Genomic DNA, 16,650 nt, shown 5'->3' with positions numbered 1-16,650 from the left:
AGCAAAAGAGCAGCCGAGGCTGCTCAATCTTCTAATCACGATAGCCTAAAGGCTTGCACTATGTGGCGAGGGGCTTGCCCCGTTCGGCTGCGAAGCAGTCGCAAATCCTGTGATCGTGCCCCATCTGGCAAAACAGGCTGAATGGTTCTGGGGCCGCTTCGCAGCCCAACGGGGGCAAGCCCCTCGCCACAACAGCCCTTTTGACTCTAGCGCTTCTGGGTCAGGGCGCGACGTTCGAATTCAACGATGCGCTGACGGTAATGCTCGATGGTCTGAGCGGTCAGCACGCTGCGCTGGTCGTCTTTCAATTCGCCGTTCAGTTCCTGGGACAGCTTGCGTGCCGCAGCCACCATCACGTCGAAGGCTTGCTTCGGATGACGTGGGCCTGGCAGGCCGAGGAAGAAGCTCACCGCCGGAGTGCTGAAGTGGTCGATGTCGTCCAGATCAAAGATGCCCGGCTTGACCGCATTGGCCATGGAGAACAGCACTTCGCCGTTACCCGCCATGCTTTCGTGGCGATGGAAAATATCCATCTCGCCGAAACGCAGGCCGCTTTCCAGAATATTCTGCAACAGCGCCGGGCCTTTGAAGCCGGCGGCGTCGCGGCAAATCACGCTGATCACCAGCACTTCTTCGGCTTGCGGCTGATCTTTTTCGCTGACCGATGGCGCGGACTTGGCGTCATCCGGGAAATCGTCGTCACGGCTGCTGAAGCTCGGGCCGCCGTCCAGGTCGAGGCTGAGGTTCATGTCGCCCTGGGAAGGTTCGCCATGGCCACGCTTGCCGCGCTTGGAGCCCGACTCACGAGGTTCCCGGGCCGGCATGCTCACGGACGGCAGATCGTGCTCATCCAGTTGCGGCTCCTTATGAGTATCCAGCACCCGTGGCGGGCCCAACAGCTCGGCGCTGGTGTCCTCGTCCGGCAGGTTGGACAGACTTCGGTCAAGGCGGAATTTAAGTTTTCCCTTGCCGCCGCGCATGCGACGCCAGCCATCGAAAAGAATACCGGCAATGACAATAATGCCGATGACGATCAGCCACTCGCGCAGACCGATTTCCATGTAATCCCGTGCCTCTATAAAAAATGCTGGAAAATAAGGGGTTTACAACGTGCAAACCGCTTTAAAACGTGGCGCCAACTCTATGTTCTGACAGGCGTTTTGCCCACGTATACGAAAAATTGACATTAAACTAGCACGACCAAAGGCAACTTTACACCGTCTGTCACAATGGCTTCAGCGAATATGTCGATTGGCCAGCAAGTAAAGAGAAAGTAAATAAGCCTACAGCACATAAATACTTGCCCTACAGCCAGCGACTCAGGCATCCACCATCGCCATCGCCTCCTCGACATCCACTGCTACCAAGCGTGAGCAACCCGGCTCGTGCATCGTCACCCCCATCAGTTGATCGGCCATTTCCATGGCGATCTTGTTGTGGGTGATGTAGATGAACTGCACCGTCTGCGACATCTCTTTGACCAGTCGTGCATAGCGTCCAACGTTAGCGTCATCCAATGGCGCGTCAACTTCATCGAGCATGCAGAACGGCGCCGGGTTCAACTTGAAGATCGCAAAAACCAGGGCCAGAGCAGTCAGGGCTTTTTCGCCACCGGAGAGCAAATGGATGGTGCTGTTCTTCTTTCCTGGCGGCTGCGCCATGATCGTTACCCCTGTATCGAGTAGATCTTCGCCCGTCAGTTCCAAATACGCGCGCCCTCCACCGAAAACTTTTGGGAAAAGTGCCTGAATACCGGCATTGATCTGATCAAAGGTATCTTTGAAGCGGTTGCGGGTTTCCTTATCGATCTTGCGAATCACGTTTTCCAGGGTATCCAGCGCTTCCACCAGATCGTCGTTCTGCGCATCCAGATAACGTTTGCGCTCGGATTGTTGCGTGTATTCGTCAATGGCCGCCAAGTTGATCGCACCAAGACGCGCAATACGTGCGGCAATGCGCTCCAACTCTTCCTCAGCCTCTTTTTCGTTGGCTTCGGCCACCAGGGTCGCGATCACGCCGTGGAGGTCGTAGCCGTCTTCCAGTAACTGATCCTCGAGGGTCTTGCGGCGCACGGTCAGGGCTTGCCATTCCATGCGCTGGTGTTCGAGTTGGCCACGGATCAATTGCGATTGTTGCTCGGCCTGGTTGCGGCGCTTCTCGGCATCACGCAATTCGCGGTCGGCATCTTCCATGGCCATTTGCGCAGTCTTGAGTTCTTCGTCGACGGTCATGCGCTTGTCGAGCAATTCTTCGAGCTTCAGGCGCAGCTCTTCCAGCGGCGCCTCGCCCTCCTCCAGATTCAGACTCAGTTGCTCGCGCTTCTCGGTCAGGCGCTCGGACTGCATCTCCAGCCGTTCCAGCGCCTGACGCGTCGAGTCATGTTGCGCCTTGAGCGAACCCAGACGCACCGCCAGTTGATGCGCATGATCCTTATGCTGCCGGGCTTCCTGTCGCACCCGATCGAGGCGCTCGCGCAAACTGTCGCGCTGAGCCAGCAGCAACTCGCGCTGCTCGGTGTCCAGCGCCATGCTGTCGAGGGCGTCCTGCAATTGCAGGCGCGCTTCGCCGATGTTTTCGTGTTCCAGCGCCCGCTGCTCGCTCAGCTCGGTGAGCTCTTCATCGAGACGAGTGCGGCGCAGGGTCAGTTGTTCAGCCTTGGCTTTACCGGCGGACAACTGGGCTTTCAATTCACCTTGTTGACGGGCTTCGTCTTGCAACAGACGGCGCAAATGTTCGCGACCGTTTTCTTGCTGACGCTGTTGCGCCCTGAGATTTTGAAGTTGGGTTTCCAGCGTTTCGACCGAAGTTTCGCGCTCTTCGCGTTCAAGGCCCAGGCGCTGGATTTCCTGGCCACGGGCAAGCACGCCGCTTTCCGCTTCACTGGCCCGACGCACACGTAAAAAGTGCCGACCGACCCAGTAACCGTCACGACTGATCAAGCTTTCGCCGGGCGCCAATTGAGCGCGTAAAGCCAAGGCCTGCTCAAGGCTTTCCACCGGTTTGACCTGCCCCAGCCACGGCGACAGATCGATCTGCGCCTCGACCTTGTCGAGCAAGCTACCGGCCACGCGCACGCCCTCGCTGGCGGGGCTGAGCAAGCGCAGATCGCCCTGGGCAAACCCGGCCAGATCGAAATCGCCGAAGTCATCCACCAGCACCGCTTGCAGGTCGGCGCCGAGCACGGTTTCCACCGCCAGCTCCCAACCCGCTTCTACCTTCAGGCCTTCGGCCAGGCGCGGACGGTCTGCCAGGTTTTGTTCACGCAGCCATTCGGCGGTGCCGGTGCCCGGATCGAGCGCGGCTTGCTGCAAGGCTTCAAGGGACGCGAGACGACCATTGAGGCGCTGCAAATCACCCTGGGCTTGTTGCTGCGCGGTCAATGCGTGCTGCAATTCCTGACGCAGCTGTTCAAGCTTTTCGACCTGAGCTTCTTCACTGGTTTGCAAGTCCTCAAGCGTCGCTTCGGATTCAGCGAGCTGCTCGCTGAGTTCCATGATCGCCGCGTCTTCCGGGTCCGCCGAGAGCAACGTGCGCTCCTCGCCCAGACGCTTCTGGCGATCAGCCAAACGCTCCATGCTGGTTTCCAGCTGCTGGATGCGCGACTGCTGCACTTCAGACTGACGACGCGGCTCGGCGGCCGTGAGGTTGAAGGTGTCCCACTGCTCTTGCCACCCGTGCATGGTGGTTTCGGATTCTTCCAGCGCAGCGGCGGCTTCTTCGGCCGCGGCGCTGGTGACTTCCTGTTCCGGCGTGAGCAGGTCCAGCTCTTCGCCGAGGGTCAACAGCAAGGTGCGGTCGTGGCCCAAGTGCGATTCGGTTTCCAGACGTGCGCGCTCGGCTTCTTTCAGATCATCTTGCAACTGACGCAAACGCTGCTGACCGTGCTGGATGCTTTGCTCGACGCGGGCGATGTCGCCACCGACCGAATAGAAGCGCCCTTGCACCAGATTGAAGCGCTCGGAGAGGTCGTGGTGACCGTCACGCAGGCGTTCAATCGCCGCATCGGCGTTACGTTGCTCGGCGACCAGGGCCTCAAAGGTGATTTCCTGAGTGCCGATGATCGCTTCGCGCTGACCGACCTGTTCGTTCAACGCCTGCCAGCGCAGGGCCGACAGTTGGGCCTTGAGCTGACGCTCTTCGCCCTTGTATTCCTGATACTTCCTGGCGGACTCGGCTTGGCGGTGCAAGCGCTCGAGCTGACGCTCAAGCTCTTCACGCAAGTCAGACAGGCGGGCCAGGTTTTCATGGGTGCGGCGGATGCGGTTTTCAGTCTCACGCCGGCGCTCCTTGTACTTGGAGATCCCCGCCGCCTCTTCAATAAAGTTACGCAGGTCTTCGGGTTTGGATTCGATCAGCTTGGAGATCATCCCCTGCTCGATGATCGAGTAGCTGCGCGGACCCAGGCCGGTGCCGAGGAAGATGTCGGTGATGTCGCGACGACGGCATTTGGTGCCGTTGAGGTAGTAAGTGGTCTGGCTGTCGCGGGTCACTTTGCGGCGAATGGAGATTTCCGCATAGGCGGCGTATTCGCCGAGCAGCGTGCCGTCGGAGTTGTCGAACACCAGTTCGATGCTCGCCTGGCTCACCGGCTTACGACTGGTGGAGCCGTTGAAGATGACGTCGGTCATCGACTCGCCACGCAAGTTTTTGGCCGAACTCTCGCCCATCACCCAACGCACGGCGTCGATGATGTTCGACTTGCCGCAACCATTGGGCCCGACCACCGCCGCCATGTTACTGGGGAAGTTCACCGTGGTCGGGTCGACGAAGGATTTGAACCCCGCCAGCTTGATGCACTTGAGCCGCACGCTTAAGCGTCCGTCAGGGCAGAAACCACCAGATCGCTACTGCGCTGGGCATATGCCGTCAGCACTTCGCGAATCTGCGGAAAGTCACGGGCGATCACCGCTGCGAGCAAGCGTTCGAACAACTCCAGAAACTCGCTCATCTCGGCCTTGCGCTGTTCCAGGGCGAGGAAATACGCGCGGCTCATGGCCGGCTGCAGATTCTCGACGGTTTCCTGCAAGTACGGGTTGTTGGCGAACGGATACGCGGCGCGCATCACACTGAAGCTGTCGTCGACGAACGTGCGGATGTCCTGACGCTCGTAGCTGGACGCCAGGCGCTGCTGGATCTGCACGAACGGCGCCAGGTCGGCCTGGACTTGCCAGCCCGTAGCCACGGCATTGCCGAGCAGGATGTACAACTCGCTCATCAGCGTGCACAGGCTTTGGACCTTGTGCGCGGTGAGTTCGGTGACATGGGCGCCACGTCGCGGCAGTATCGCGATCAGGTGGCGGCGCTCGAGAATCAGCAAGGCCTCACGGACCGAACCGCGGCTGACATTGAGGGCCAGCGTGACCTTCTGTTCCTGGATGCGCTCTCCCGGCTTCATTTCGCCGCGAATGATACGTTCGGCGAGGTGGTGAGCAATTTGCTCGGCGAGGCTGTCCGGCGCCTTGAACGTCATGGTTGTCCTTCAAACTCTTCGATCTGCACAAGCGGCGCAGTGTAGCGCAATTGGTACGTCATGGCGGAGTGCCCACCCGGCGGTTTTGGCACGAATTAAGCAAAAAGCAGGCTATCCCGTGAGGGTCAATACTGATGGAACGCGTTGTTCATCGAGAAAAACTGATTTCCTGACCTTTAAGTCAGAAAACCATTGACCGAAAAGTCAGACCTGATAAATTCGGTTCAAATCGGTTAACAACAATAATGAGTCTGCGAGGCCTTCCGTGATCCAGTTTTTACTAAACCAGGAACTCCGTAGCGAGCACGCCCTGGACCCGAACCTGACCGTGCTCAATTACTTGCGCGACCATGTGGGCAAACCCGGCACCAAAGAAGGCTGCGCCAGCGGTGACTGCGGCGCGTGCACCGTGGTGGTCGGCGAGCTGCAAACGGATGACGACGGCCGCGAACACATTCGCTATCGCAGCCTCAACTCGTGCCTGACGTTCGTTTCGTCATTGCACGGCAAACAATTGATCAGCGTCGAAGACCTCAAGTACAAGGGCGAACTGCACAGCGTGCAAAAAGCCATGGTCGAGTGCCACGGTTCGCAATGCGGCTTCTGCACCCCAGGCTTCGTGATGTCGCTGTTCGCGCTGCAAAAAAACAGCGACGAGCCCGATTCTCATAAAGCTCACGAAGCGCTGGCCGGCAATCTTTGCCGCTGCACCGGTTATCGGCCGATCCTCCAGGCCGCCGAACAGTCCTGCTGCGCCAAGCAGCCGGATCAGTTCGACGCCCGTGAAGCCGAGACCATCGCTCGCCTCAAGTCCATCGCCCCCACCGACATCGGCGAACTCAACAGTGGCGACAAGCGCTGCCTGGTGCCGCTGACCGTCGCTGATCTGGCCGACCTCTACGACGCTTATCCACAGGCCCGGCTGCTGGCCGGCGGCACGGACCTGGCGCTGGAAGTCACCCAGTTCCACCGCACCTTGCCGGTGATGATCTACGTCGGCAACGTCGCCGAGATGAAGCGCATCGAACGCTTCGACGATCGCCTGGAAATCGGCGCCGCGACAGCCCTCTCCGATTGCTACGACGCACTGAAAACCGAATACCCGGACTTCGGCGAATTGCTGCAACGCTTCGCCTCCTTGCAGATTCGCAACCAGGGCACCCTGGGCGGCAACATCGGCAACGCCTCGCCGATTGGCGACTCACCACCGCTGCTGATTGCCCTGGGCGCGCAGATCGTTCTGTGCAAAGGCGAAACCCGCCGCACCCTGGCCATCGAAGATTACTTCATCGACTACCGGGTCACCGCGCGCCAGGAAAGCGAGTTCATCGAAAAGATCATCGTGCCCCGCGCCAGCGCTGAACAACTGTTCCGCGCCTACAAGGTTTCCAAGCGTCTGGACGATGACATTTCTGCGGTCTGCGCCGCGTTCAACCTGCGCATCGACAATGGCGTGATCGCCGACGCCCGCGTCGCCTTCGGCGGCATGGCCGCCACGCCAAAACGCGCCAAGACCTGCGAAGCCGTGTTGCTCGGTGCGACCTGGAACAACGACACCGTTGAACGCGCCTGTGCCGCCCTGGCCGAAGATTTCACGCCGCTCTCGGACTTCCGCGCCAGCAAGGAATATCGCCTGCTCAGCGCGCAAAACCTGCTGCGTAAATACTTCATCGAACTGCAAACACCGCACATCGAGACTCGGGTGACCGCTTATGTCTAATCATCACGCTGTAGAGAAGACCCAAGCCGAACTGGCTGAACTGTTCGCCAAGGACCTGACCACCGGTGTCGGCCGCAGCGTCAAGCACGACAGCGCCGCCAAACACGTGTCCGGTGAAGCGCAGTACATCGACGACCGACTGGAATTCCCGAACCAGTTGCACGTTTATGCACGCCTGTCGGACCGCGCCCACGCGAAAATCATCAGCATCGACACCAAGCCCTGCTACGCCTTCGAAGGCGTGCGCATCGCCATCACCCACCAAGACGTGCCGGGCCTGAAAGACATCGGCCCGCTGATGCCGGGCGATCCGCTGCTGGCCATCGATGATGTGCAATTCGTTGGGCAACCGGTGCTTGCGGTTGCCGCTAAAGATCTGGAAACCGCACGCAAAGCCGCGATGGCCGCGATCATCGAATACGAAGACCTTGAACCGGTTTTGGACGTGGTTGAAGCATTAAGAAAACGCCATTTCGTACTCGACAGCCACACTCACCAACGCGGCGATTCTGCTGGCGCATTGGCCACCGCTGAACATCGCATCCAGGGCACGTTGCACATCGGCGGCCAGGAACACTTCTACCTCGAAACCCAGATCTCTTCGGTGATGCCTACTGAAGACGGCGGGATGATCGTCTACTGCTCCACGCAAAACCCGACCGAAGTACAGAAGCTTGTTGCCGAAGTTCTGGACGTGTCGATGAACAAGATCATCGTCGACATGCGCCGTATGGGCGGTGGTTTCGGCGGCAAGGAAACCCAGGCCGCGAGCCCGGCATGCCTCTGCGCGGTCATCGCGCACCTCACCGGCCAGCCAACCAAGATGCGCCTGCCGCGGGTCGAAGACATGCTGATGACCGGCAAGCGTCACCCGTTCTACGTCGAGTATGACGTGGGCTTCGACAGCACCGGCCGCCTGCACGGCATCGCCTTGGAACTGGCCGGCAACTGCGGCTGCTCGCCGGACCTGTCGGCGTCGATTGTCGACCGTGCGATGTTCCACGCCGACAACTCGTACTACCTGGGCGACGCGACCATCAACGGTCACCGCTGCAAGACCAACACCGCGTCGAACACCGCTTACCGTGGCTTCGGCGGCCCGCAAGGCATGGTCGCCATCGAAGAAGTGATGGACGCGATTGCCCGCCATCTGGCCCTCGATCCACTGGCCGTGCGCAAGGCCAACTACTACGGCAAGACCGAGCGCAACGTCACCCATTACTACCAGACCGTCGAGCACAACATGCTCGAGGAAATGACCGCCGAACTGGAAGAAAGCAGCCAGTACTACGAGCGCCGCGAAGCGATCCGCCGCTACAACGCCAACAGCCCGATCCTGAAAAAAGGCTTGGCGCTGACCCCGGTCAAATTCGGCATCTCGTTCACCGCCAGTTTCCTCAACCAGGCCGGCGCGCTGATCCACATCTACACCGACGGCAGCATCCACTTGAACCACGGCGGCACCGAAATGGGCCAAGGCCTGAACACCAAAGTCGCGCAGGTCGTGGCCGAAGTGTTCCAAGTGGAAATGGACCGTGTGCAAATCACCGCGACCAACACCGACAAGGTGCCAAACACCTCGCCGACGGCGGCTTCCAGCGGCGCTGACCTGAACGGTAAAGCCGCGCAGAACGCAGCAGAAATCATCAAGAAACGACTGGTCGAATTCGCCTCGCGGCACTACAAAGTCAGCGAAGAAGACGTGGAATTCCACAATGGCCACGTCCGGGTCCGCGATCACATCCTGACCTTCGAAACGCTGATCCAGCAGGCGTATTTCGCTCAGGTTTCGTTGTCGAGCACCGGGTTCTACAAGACCCCGAAAATCTTCTACGATCGCAGCCAGGCCCGTGGTCGTCCGTTCTACTACTACGCCTTCGGTGCGGCGTGCTGCGAGGTGATCGTTGACACCCTGACCGGCGAGTACAAGATGCTGCGCACCGACATTCTTCACGACGTCGGCGCTTCGCTGAACCCGGCAATCGACATCGGTCAGGTCGAGGGCGGTTTCATCCAGGGCATGGGTTGGCTGACCATGGAAGAACTGGTGTGGAACAACAAAGGCAAACTGATGACCAACGGTCCGGCGAGCTACAAGATCCCGGCCGTGGCCGACATGCCGCTGGACCTGCGGGTGAAGCTGGTGGAAAACCGCAAGAACCCGGAAGACACGGTGTTCCACTCCAAGGCTGTCGGCGAGCCGCCGTTCATGCTCGGCATCGCCTCGTGGTGTGCGATCAAGGACGCCGTGGCCAGCCTGGGGGACTACAAGCATCAACCAAACATCGACGCCCCGGCGACCCCGGAGCGGGTGTTGTGGGGCTGTGAGCAGATGCGGCAGTTGAAGGTGGCGAAGGCTTTCGAGGCAGAAGTCGAGTTGGCTTCGCTTTAAGACCGAGTCGCGGCCCTCGCGAGCAAGCCCGCTCCCACAGGGGAATGCATTCCAAATGTGGGAGCGGGCTTGCTCGCGAAGACGGCCGAACAGACAACACAGATGTCGAGGTGAAACATGTACAACTGGATCGACGCCCTCGCCGACCTGCAATCCCAGGGTGAACCCTGCGTGCTGGTGACCATCATCGAAGAGCTCGGCTCGACGCCGCGCAACGCCGGCTCGAAAATGGTCATCAGCGCCACCCAGACCTTCGACACCATCGGTGGCGGGCATCTGGAATACAAGGCCATGCAGATCGGTCGCGAGATGCTCGCCAGCGGCAAGCAAGACACCCATCTGGAGCGTTTCAGCCTTGGGCCAGCCTCGGCCAGTGCTGCGGCGGCGTGACCGTATTGCTGTTCGAACCGATGGGCCAGGTCCAGGCACAAATCGCCGTATTCGGCGCCGGCCATGTCGGCCGGGCGCTGGTGCCGCTGCTCGCCAGCCTGCCCTGCCGGGTGCGCTGGATCGACTCGCGGGATGCGGAGTTCCCGGAACAGATCCCCCACGGCGTGCGCAAAATCGTCGCCGAAGAACCTGTGGATGAAATCGACGACCTGCCCGCCGGCAGTTACTGCATCGTCATGACCCATAATCACCAGCTCGACCTCGAACTCACTGCCGCAATCCTCAAGCGCAACGACTTCGCCTACTTCGGCCTGATCGGTTCGAAAACCAAACGGGTGAAGTTCGAACACCGCTTGCGTGATCGTGGTTTCGACAGCGCGGTGCTGCAACGCATGCGCTGCCCGATGGGCATCGGCGAAGTCAAAGGCAAATTGCCTGTGGAAATCGCCATCTCCATCGCCGGCGAAATCATCGCCACCTATAACGCGAATTTCGGCCAGCAGACTGCCAGCGCCGGATCATCGATTGCCAAACTGCTGCCTGCTTCACGCCGCAGCCAAGCCTCAAACTGAGAACCCTCATGCCTTTAACTCGCAAAGCCTACCGCGCCGCCATCCTGCACAGTATCGCCGACCCCGCTGAAGTGGGGATCGAAGCGTCTTATGAGTATTTCGAAGACGGCTTGCTGGTGGTCGAAAACGGCAAGATCAGCGCCGTCGGTCACGCCACTGAATTGCTGGCGACTCTGCCGGCCGACATCGAGATAACTCATTACCAGGATGCGCTGATCACCCCGGGCCTGATCGACACCCACATTCACTTGCCGCAAACCGGCATGGTCGGCGCTTACGGCGAGCAACTGCTGGACTGGCTCAACACCTACACCTTCCCGTGCGAAAGCCAGTTCGCCGACAAGGCTCACGCCGATGAAGTGGCGGATATTTTCATCAAGGAACTGCTGCGCAACGGCACCACCACCGCGCTGGTGTTTGGCAGCGTGCATCCGCAATCAGTGAACTCGTTCTTCGAAGCCGCCCAGCAGTTGGACCTGCGGATGATCGCCGGCAAGGTGATGATGGACCGCAACGCGCCGGACTACCTGACCGACACCGCAGAATCCAGCTATGTCGAAAGCAAGGCGCTGATCGAGCGCTGGCACGGCAAGGGTCGCTTGCACTACGCGGTCACCCCGCGCTTCGCCCCGACCAGCACCCTGAACAACTGACCCTTGCTGGCCAGTTGCTCGGTGAATACCCTGATTTGTACATGCAGACTCACATCAGCGAAAACCTGAAGGAAGTCGAATGGGTCAAGGAACTGTTCCCGGAGCGCAAGGGCTACCTCGACGTTTACGATCACTACCAACTGCTGGGCGAGCGCTCGGTGTTCGCCCACGGCGTGCACCTGTGTGACGACGAGTGTGCGCGGCTGGCGGAAACCGGTTCGGCGATTGCCTTCTGCCCGACTTCGAACTTCTTCCTCGGCAGCGGTCTGTTCAACCTGCCGATGGCCGAGAAGCACAAACTGAACGTCGGCCTCGGCACTGACGTTGGCGGCGGCACCAGTTTCTCGCTTCTGCAAACGTTGAACGAAGCGTACAAAGTGATGCAGTTGCAAGGTGCACGGCTGAGCCCGTTCAAATCGCTGTACCTGGCGACCCTTGGTGGTGCACGGGCGCTGCGGCTGGAAGACAAGATCGGTACTTTGCACGCGGGTACTGATGCGGACTTCCTGGTGTTGGACTACAACGCCACGCCGCTGCTGGGCTATCGCTTGAAGCAGGCCAATAACATTGCCGAAACGTTGTTTGTGTTGATGACGCTGGGGGATGACCGGACAGTGTTGCAGACGTATGCGGCGGGGAATCTGGTGCATCAGCGTTAAGGTTTACAGGCATAAAAAATCCCCCGCAGCTTTACAGCCCGGGGGATTTTTATTGTCTGTCAGATCGCTATCGCGAGCAGGCTCGCTCCCACAGTTGATCTCTGGTGGACACGGGATTTGCATTCAACACAAAACCCTGTGGGAGCGAGCCTGCTCGCGATGGGAACGACTCCGCCTTACTTATAGCTTCGCGGTCGACCGACCTGGCTTCTTGGTCTGCAACAAATGCGAGAACACTGCATGCAAATCATCCGACGCGCTTTCTTCGTCGAGGTTGAGTTTGCTGTCGATGTGATCCATGTGATGCATCATCAGGTCCACCGCCAGCTCACCGTTGCGCGCTTCAATCGCATCGATCAATTGGGTGTGTTCATCATAAGAACAGTGCGAGCGGTTGCCGCTTTCGTACTGGGCGATGATCAACGAGGTCTGGGACACCAGGCTGCGCTGGAAGCTGATCAGCGGTGCATTCTTCGCCGCTTCGGCCAGTTTCAGGTGGAATTCGCCCGACAGACGGATGCCGGCACCGCGATCGCCACGGGAGAAGCTGTCGCGCTCGTCGTTGACCATCTGCCGCAACTCGGCAATCTGCTCGACGGTGGCGTGCTGCACCGCCAGTTCCGTGATCGCCCGCTCTACCAGACGACGCGCGAGGAACACCTGACGGGCTTCCTCGACGCTCGGGCTGGCGACGACCGCGCCACGGTTTGGTCGCAGCAACACCACGCCTTCATGGGCCAGGCGCGACAGCGCGCGGCGAATGATGGTGCGGCTGACCCCGAAAATTTCCCCCAGCGCTTCTTCGCTCAACTTGGTGCCGGGCGCCAGACGCTGCTCGAGGATGGCCTCGAAGATATGCGCGTAGACAATATCGTCCTGGGTACCGCTGCGGCCGGCTTTGCCTGCTCGCGGTTGTTTCTTGAGGGGCTGCAACTGTTCGTTCATGGGCACTCGAGTCGGGAGAACTGCGGCGAATAGACCGTGACTGTAATACGGCACAGTAGGTCGCTGGCAAGTATCGCGTAAAAAACACCGCGATTGTACACAATGGATGGTGGCAACACGACTGTATGGCTGTTTGTGGCCTCGGCTGTATTGCAACGGTGCGTTACATTTGAGTTTAGGCTTGAACGCGCAATCCGCTGCCTGCATGCGATCCCTTGTAGGAGCGAGGCTTCGGACATCTTCATACGTATAAGGAACACCGTTGTCATGAACGACGCCACGCACACTCAGCTGCGCCCTTGGGCCGACACGTCACCTTCGGCCATCGTCGCCGGTTTCATCGCGATGATGACCGGCTACACCAGTTCCCTGGTCCTGATGTTCCAGGCCGGGCAAGCGGCGGGCCTGACCAGCGGGCAGATTTCCTCGTGGATCTGGGCGATCTCGATAGGCATGGCGGTGTGTTCGATTGGCCTGTCCCTGCGTTATCGCACGCCAATCACCATCGCCTGGTCGACACCCGGCGCGGCATTGCTGATCACCAGCCTCGGCGGTGTGACTTACGGTGAGGCCATTGGCGCCTACGTCACCTGCGCGGTGCTGGTGACCCTTTGTGGTCTGACCGGCAGCTTCGAGCGACTGATGAAAAAATCCCGGCCTCGCTGGCGGCCGCGTTGTTGGCGGGGATTCTGTTCAAGATCGGCAGCGAGATTTTCGTCGCCGCCCAGCATCGCACCGCGCTGGTACTGGGGATGTTTTTCACCTACCTGGTGGTCAAGCGCCTGTCGCCGCGTTATGCAGTGCTCGCCGCGCTGCTGATCGGCACCGCGCTGTCGGGGTTCATGGGGCTGCTGGATTTCAGCGGTTTCCACCTGGAACTGGCGACGCCGGTCTGGACCACGCCGCACTTCTCCCTGGCGGCGACCATCAGCATCGGCATCCCGCTGTTTGTCGTGGCGATGACCTCGCAGAACATGCCGGGCATCGCTGTGTTGCGCGCCGACGGTTACAACGTGCCGGCCTCGCCGCTGATCACCACCACCGGCATCGCCTCACTGCTGCTGGCACCGTTCGGCTCCCACGGCATTAACCTGGCGGCGATCAGCGCGGCGATTTGCACCGGGCCGCACGCCCATGAAGATCGCAACAAGCGCTACACCGCTGCGGTCTGGTGCGGGATTTTCTACGGGATTGCCGGGGTGTTCGGCGCAACGCTGGCGGCGTTGTTTGCCGCACTGCCCAAAGAGTTGGTGCTGTCGATTGCCGCGCTGGCGCTGTTCGGCTCGATCATCAATGGCTTGAGCATTGCCATGAGCGAAGTGAAGGAGCGCGAAGCAGCGCTGGTGACCTTTATGGTCACGGCGTCGGGGCTGACGCTGTTTTCCATCGGGTCGGCGTTCTGGGGGATTGTGGCGGGGGTTCTGACGTTGCTGATTTTGAACTGGCGCAAGGCCTGAAGGCATCCCCGAGATCGACATCGCAGGCCAAGTCTTGAGCCTACAAAAAACAGGCATAAAAAAACGGCGACCCGTGGGTCGCCGATTCTTTTATGACATCAAGCTACCGGATTGATCGGCTTTTCCGGGTACCAGACGTCCAGCAGCGGGCTGACGGTTGCTTCAGTCAGTTCGCTACGGCCTTTGAGCCAGGCTTCAACAGCGGCGCGCTGCTCTTCGGACACCGAGCCACGCTTGATCAGGCAAACCAGACCGAAGTCGTCGCCGCCAACATAACCCAGACCGTTGGCTTCCATAGCTTCTTTCAGGAACGCGTCGAGGAAAGCATCAATGGCTTCATCAGCCAAATCTTCTTTGAAATCCAGGTTCAGCTCGAAACCCAGCTCTTGAAATTCATCGACGCACAGTTTTTTGCGCAGACGCTGGGAACGGTTAGTCGCCATTGGAACAATCCTCATAAGTAATAACGGGCGGCACTTTAGCAGTTTAAGGCGCCAATTGCCCGCCCCACGGTGCCAGCCAGCCTACCGTCGGTAAAAAAATAGCCGATTAGAGGCTCCAGGCACGGCACAAGCCGCTACACCTTGGGGCATAATGCCGACACTTTCATGACCACTGAGGGATTTTATCTTCATGCCCTCGTCTTTTTCCCCTCGACTGCAGGGTTCTATTTCACATGATCAAATCTTTGCGCCCACTGCTCCTGGCCAGTTTTCTTCTACCCCTGGCCCTCCCTGTTTCCGCCGCTCAGATCAACACCGCGCTGACGCCCAACGTTGAAAAGGCCCTCAAGGCCAGCAAGTTGCAGGACAGCGCCCTGTCCCTGGTGATGATTCCGCTCAACGGCCCCGGCACCCCGACTATTTTCAACGCCGACGTTTCGGTCAACCCGGCCTCGACCATGAAGCTGGTCACCACGTACGCGGCCCTGGAAATGCTCGGTCCGAACCACCAGTGGAAAACCGAGTTCTACACCGATGGCACCCTCAGCGGCGGCATCCTCAATGGCAACCTCTACCTCAAGGGTGGCGGCGATCCGAAACTGAACATGGAAAAACTCTGGCTGCTGATGCGCGACCTGCGCGCCAACGGCGTGACCCAAGTCACAGGCGACCTGGTGCTGGACCGCAGCTTCTTCGTGCAGCCGCAACTGCCGGAATTCAACGATGACGGCAATGACGAGAACAAACCGTTCCTGGTCAAACCTGACTCGCTGATGGTCAACCTCAAGGCCCTGCGCTTTGTCGCGCGCAACGACAACGGCAAGGTGCTGGTGTCGGTCGAGCCGCCGATTGCGACGATTCGCATCGACAACCAGGTCAAAGCGGTCAATTCCAAGCAATGCGCCGGTGGCGTGCGCTACAACCCGGTAACCCAGGCCGATGGCAGCGTGACCGTGACGGTCGGCGGCCAGTTGGGCGACGGTTGCAGTTCGCAGACCTATCTGTCGCTGCTCGATCACGCGACCTACACCGCCGGCGCCGTACGGGCGATCTGGAAAGAGCTGGGCGGCAGCATCCAGGGCAAGGATCGTCTGGCAGCCACGCCTAAAGACGCCAAGGTACTGGCCCGGGCCTTTTCGCCGGACCTCGCGGAGATCATTCGCGACATCAACAAATACAGTAACAACACCATGGCCCAGCAACTGTTCCTGAGCCTGGGCCAGAAGTTTCGTAACGATGCCGACGCCGACGACGCCAAGGCTGCCCAACGCGTAGTGCGTCAGTGGCTGGCACAAAAAGGCATTACCGCGCCGCACCTGGTGATGGAGAACGGCTCCGGCCTGTCCCGCGCCGAACGGGTGAGTGCACGGGAAATGGCCGGCATGCTGCAAGCGGCCTGGAAAAGCCCATACTCGGCGGAATTCATCAGCTCGCTGCCGATTGCCGGCACCGACGGCACCATGCGCAAACGCCTGAAGCACACCGCCATGGCCGGCGAAGCGCACATCAAGACTGGCACCCTGAACACCGTACGGGCGATCTCCGGTTTCAGCCGCGACATCAACGGCAATACCTGGGCGGTAGTGGCGATCCTCAACGACAAGGCCCCGTTTGGCGCATCGTCGGTACTGGATCAGGTACTGCTGGACCTGTACCGCCAGCCGAAAGTACCAGCCACCGCTTCGGTGCTGTAAAGCACACAGTTCCCATGTGGGAGCGAGCCTGCTCGCGATGACGGCAGCACATCCAACATCAATGTGACTGACAGACCGCTATCGCGAGCAGGCTCGCTCCTACAATCGGCCGGCGCTGAACACAACTCCCCTGATCGACAACGAATTAATGTGGGAGTAAGCCTGCTCGCGATGACCGCAGCACATCCAACATCAATTTGACTGACAGACCGCTATCGCGAGCAGGCTCGCTCCCACAGGGGGTCAGCGTGCAGC

At 59.8% G+C, this 16,650-nt stretch carries 8 protein-coding genes and 3 pseudogenes; 6 read left to right on the top strand and 5 right to left on the bottom strand.

What is annotated here, in order from left to right:
• Positions 1-206 precede the first annotated feature (206 nt).
• The 3 genes from zipA to RHM58_RS18755 all read right to left on the bottom strand — a co-directional run bounded on the left by zipA (position 207) and on the right by RHM58_RS18755 (position 5,470).
• Positions 207-1,061, bottom strand: coding sequence for a cell division protein ZipA (gene zipA / locus RHM58_RS18765; protein ID WP_201202130.1), 855 nt, complete (start codon positions 1,059-1,061; stop codon positions 207-209).
• Positions 1,062-1,319: 258 nt separating this feature from the next.
• On the bottom strand, positions 1,320-4,808 hold the full coding sequence (gene smc / locus RHM58_RS18760; RefSeq protein WP_201255911.1) for a chromosome segregation protein SMC: 3,489 nt from the start codon (positions 4,806-4,808) through the stop codon (positions 1,320-1,322).
• A gap of 2 nt (positions 4,809-4,810) precedes the next feature.
• On the bottom strand, positions 4,811-5,470 hold the full coding sequence (locus tag RHM58_RS18755; protein ID WP_201202121.1) for a GntR family transcriptional regulator: 660 nt from the start codon (positions 5,468-5,470) through the stop codon (positions 4,811-4,813).
• 265 nt (positions 5,471-5,735) lie between these two features.
• Between RHM58_RS18755 and xdhA the strand changes: the two genes are divergently transcribed.
• From xdhA to guaD, 4 genes and pseudogenes are all read left to right on the top strand, one after another.
• The gene (gene xdhA, locus RHM58_RS18750) at positions 5,736-7,190 is read left to right on the top strand and encodes a xanthine dehydrogenase small subunit (RefSeq protein ID WP_201202119.1); all 1,455 of its coding nucleotides are present in this window, start codon (positions 5,736-5,738) and stop codon (positions 7,188-7,190) included.
• Positions 7,183-9,582, top strand: a complete 2,400-nt coding sequence (xdhB, locus tag RHM58_RS18745; protein ID WP_322267856.1) for a xanthine dehydrogenase molybdopterin binding subunit — start codon at positions 7,183-7,185, stop codon at positions 9,580-9,582. Before xdhA ends, xdhB begins: the two co-directional genes overlap by 8 nt.
• Before the next feature lie 117 nt (positions 9,583-9,699).
• Positions 9,700-10,544 (top strand): annotated as a pseudogene (gene xdhC, locus RHM58_RS18740) (xanthine dehydrogenase accessory protein XdhC).
• Positions 10,545-10,552: 8 nt separating this feature from the next.
• Positions 10,553-11,856 (top strand): annotated as a pseudogene (guaD, locus tag RHM58_RS18735) (guanine deaminase).
• Between the two features lie 180 nt (positions 11,857-12,036).
• Here the strand turns inward: guaD and RHM58_RS18730 are convergent.
• Positions 12,037-12,801: a GntR family transcriptional regulator gene (locus tag RHM58_RS18730; RefSeq protein WP_201255913.1), complete on the bottom strand. Its 765-nt coding sequence runs from the start codon at positions 12,799-12,801 to the stop codon at positions 12,037-12,039.
• A gap of 267 nt (positions 12,802-13,068) precedes the next feature.
• Here RHM58_RS18730 and RHM58_RS18725 point away from each other — a divergent pair.
• Positions 13,069-14,258, top strand: a pseudogene (locus RHM58_RS18725) (benzoate/H(+) symporter BenE family transporter).
• A gap of 98 nt (positions 14,259-14,356) precedes the next feature.
• Here the strand turns inward: RHM58_RS18725 and RHM58_RS18720 are convergent.
• Positions 14,357-14,701, bottom strand: a complete 345-nt coding sequence (locus RHM58_RS18720) for a YggL family protein (RefSeq protein ID WP_201202105.1) — start codon at positions 14,699-14,701, stop codon at positions 14,357-14,359.
• Between the two features lie 233 nt (positions 14,702-14,934).
• Between RHM58_RS18720 and dacB the strand changes: the two genes are divergently transcribed.
• Entirely contained in the window at positions 14,935-16,395 is a 1,461-nt protein-coding gene (dacB, locus tag RHM58_RS18715) for a D-alanyl-D-alanine carboxypeptidase/D-alanyl-D-alanine-endopeptidase (RefSeq protein ID WP_201202104.1), read from the top strand.
• Positions 16,396-16,650: the final 255 nt, after the last annotated feature.

It is taken from the genome of Pseudomonas sp. 10S4, from assembly GCF_034344865.1.
Taxonomy (GTDB): domain Bacteria; phylum Pseudomonadota; class Gammaproteobacteria; order Pseudomonadales; family Pseudomonadaceae; genus Aquipseudomonas.
The sequence above is the reverse complement of the archived record's forward strand: the minus strand, read 5'-3'. Positions and strand labels throughout refer to the sequence as shown.